The 3025-nt window shown below is 71.3% G+C and carries 2 protein-coding genes; both read right to left on the bottom strand.

The window, feature by feature from the left end; translation table 11 throughout:
* Positions 1 to 50 precede the first annotated feature (50 nt).
* The gene (gene hutI, locus ACPYOG_RS18950) at positions 51 to 1214 is read right to left on the bottom strand and encodes an imidazolonepropionase (protein ID WP_481295690.1); all 1164 of its coding nucleotides are present in this window, start codon (positions 1212 to 1214) and stop codon (positions 51 to 53) included.
* The gene (hutU, locus tag ACPYOG_RS18945) at positions 1211 to 2881 is read right to left on the bottom strand and encodes a urocanate hydratase (RefSeq protein WP_481295689.1); all 1671 of its coding nucleotides are present in this window, start codon (positions 2879 to 2881) and stop codon (positions 1211 to 1213) included. Before hutU ends, hutI begins: the two co-directional genes overlap by 4 nt.
* Positions 2882 to 3025: the final 144 nt, after the last annotated feature.

Raw genomic sequence — 3025 nt, 5'->3', positions numbered from 1 at the left:
TCCGTCGTCGGCAGCGTCAGATGTGTATAAGAGACAGGCAGAGGGCGGGCTCAGGCGGAGGCGCGGAGGGTACGTGCGATGAGGGGGACGCCGGGGCGGTAGGCGAGGTGGATGTGGCTGGGCGCGGCGAGCACGGCGAGGTCGGCCCGTGCGCCCGGCCGGAGGTGACCGACGTCGTCGCGGCGCAGGGCAGCCGCGCCGCCGAGGGTCGCGGCGCGCAGCGCCTCGCCGGGCGTCAGTCCCATGTCCCGCACCGCCAGTGCGATGCAGAACGGCATCGACGAGGTGAACGACGACCCGGGGTTGCAGTCGCTCGCGAGTGCGATCGCGGCGCCCGCATCCAGCAGCCGCCGGCCGGAGGGGTAGGGATGCCGCGTCGAGAACTCCACGCCGGGCAGCAGCGTCGCGACCGTCCGGGATGCCGCCAGCAGCTCGACGTCGTCGTCGCTCAGGTAGGTGCAATGGTCGACGCTCGCCGCATCCAGTTCCACCGCGAGAGCCACGCCGTCCCCGGGACCGAGCTGTGCGGCATGCAGCCGCACACCCAATCCACGGGCAGCGCCGGCGGTGAGGATGCGCCGCGACTGCTCCACGGTGAAGGCGCCGCTCTCGCAGAACGCGTCGATCCACCGGGCGTACGGCGCGCACGCGTCGACCATCGGGCCCATGACTAGCTCGACGTACGCTTCCGGATCCTCCGCGTACTCCGCGGGGACAACATGCGCACCGAGGAATGTGGTCTCGTCGGTGACCTCGCGCGCGAGCCGGAGCAGTCGCTCCTCGTCGGCGACACTCAGGCCGTAGCCGCTCTTGACCTCGAACGTCGTCGTGCCCTGGGAGTGGAGCTCGCCGACCAGGTGTGCCAGCCGGCGCCGCAATTCCTGGTCCGTCGCGGTCCGCGTCGCCGCGACCGTCGACCGTATGCCGCCTGCCGTATACGGCCGTCCGGCCATCCGCGCCTCGAACTCGCCCGCACGGTCGCCACCGAACACGAGGTGGGTGTGCGAGTCGACGAACCCGGGGATGACAGCGGCGCCGGCCACCTCGATGACCTCGTCCGCGTCGGAGCGCGGGGAGGCGGATGCGGCCCCGGTCCAGACGACCCGCCCCTCCACCGAGAGCACCGCGGCGTCGTTCACGATGCCGAGCGGCCCGGGATGCGCGGGATCGAAGGTGACGAGCTCGCCGATCCCGGTGACCAGCGTCGCGGTCATCGCCGTGCGGCTGCCTGCTCGCGCATCGGGATGCGCAGCCCGCGCTCCTGCGCGACCTCGGCCGCCCGCTCGTAGCCGGCATCCACGTGGCGCATCACGCCCGTCCCCGGGTCGTTGATCAGCACGCGCTCGATCTTCTCGGCGGCCAAGGCCGTTCCGTCCGCGACGACGACCTGGCCGGCGTGGATGCTGCGCCCGATCCCGACGCCGCCGCCGTGATGCAGCGACACCCAGGTCGCGCCGGATGCGGTGTTCAGGAGCGCGTTGAGCAGCGGCCAGTCCGCGATCGCATCCGAGCCGTCGGCCATCGACTCCGTCTCGCGGTAGGGCGAGGCGACCGATCCCGAGTCGAGGTGGTCGCGGCCGATCACGATGGGCGCGGAGAGCTCGCCCGATGCGACCATCTCGTTGAAGCGCAGGCCCGCGAGGTGCCGCTCCTTGTATCCCAGCCAGCAGATCCGCGCGGGAAGCCCTTCGAAGTGCACCTTCTCGCCGGCCTGCGTGATCCACCGGCGCAGGTGCTCGTCCTCGGGGAAGAGCTCGAGTACCGCGCGGTCGGTCGCTGCGATGTCGGCGGGATCGCCGGACAGTGCGACCCAGCGGAAGGGCCCCTTGCCTTCCGCGAAGAGCGGCCGGATGTAGGCGGGGACGAATCCGGGGAAGTCGAACGCGCGGTCGTAGCCGCCGAGCTGCGCCTCCGTGCGGATGGAGTTGCCGTAGTCGAACACCTCGGCGCCCGCGTCCTGGAAGCCGACCATCGCCTCCACCTGCGCGGCCATGGAGCGGCGGGCGTCGTCGGTGAAGCGCTCCGGGTCCGCCGCAGCGCGATCGCGCCATTCGGCGACCGTGTAGCCCACCGGGAGGTAGCTGAGCGGGTCGTGGGCGCTGGTCTGGTCGGTGACGATATCGATCGGGACGCCGCGGCGCAGGAGCTCGGGAAAGACCTCCGCCGCGTTGCCGACCACGCCGACGGAGAGCGCTCGGCGCTGTTCCTTCGCGGCCAGCGCCTGGTCGACGGCGTCGTCCAGATCGCGGGCGAGGACGTCGAGGTAGCCGTGGTGGAGCCGGCGCTGCAGCCGAGTGGCGTCCACATCCACGATGAGGACCGCGCCGCCGTTGAGGGTGACGGCGAGCGGCTGCGCTCCGCCCATCCCGCCGCAGCCGCCGGTGAGGGTCAGGGTGCCGGCGAGCGAGCCGCCGAACCGTTTGCGGGCGACAGCGCCGAACGTCTCGTACGTCCCCTGCAGGATGCCCTGCGAGCCGATGTAGATCCAGGAGCCGGCGGTCATCTGGCCGTACATCGTGAGGCCCAGGGCCTCCAGCCGCCGGAACTCGGGCCACGTCGCCCAGTCGCCGACGAGGTTGGAGTTGGCGATGAGCACCCGCGGCGCCCACTCGTGCGTGCGGAACACGCCGACGGGCTTGCCGGACTGCACCAGCAGCGTCTCGTCCGCCTCCAGATCGCGGAGCGTCGCCACGATCGCGTCGTAGGCCTCCCAGCTGCGGGCCGCGCGGCCCGTCCCTCCGTAGACGACGAGGTCGTCGGGTCGCTCGGCGACCTCGGGGTCGAGGTTGTTCATGAGCATCCGCAGCGGCGCCTCGGTCTGCCAGCTCTTCGCGCTGAGCTCCGTGCCGCGCGCCGCGCGAACGGGTCGTGCTCCGTCCATGGTTCTCGTTCCTTTCGTACCCCCATCGAGTACACGAAGACTGACGTTTTTCGGGGGTTTTTCGTGCAGTCTGTGCGGACTCGATGGTGGGCGGTGGGGTGCAGGGGCTGTCTCTTATACACATCTGACGCTGCCGACGACGGA

The sequence above is a fragment of the Leifsonia sp. HAY1-4F genome (assembly GCF_056755275.1).
The sequence above is the reverse complement of the archived record's forward strand: the minus strand, read 5'-3'. Positions and strand labels throughout refer to the sequence as shown.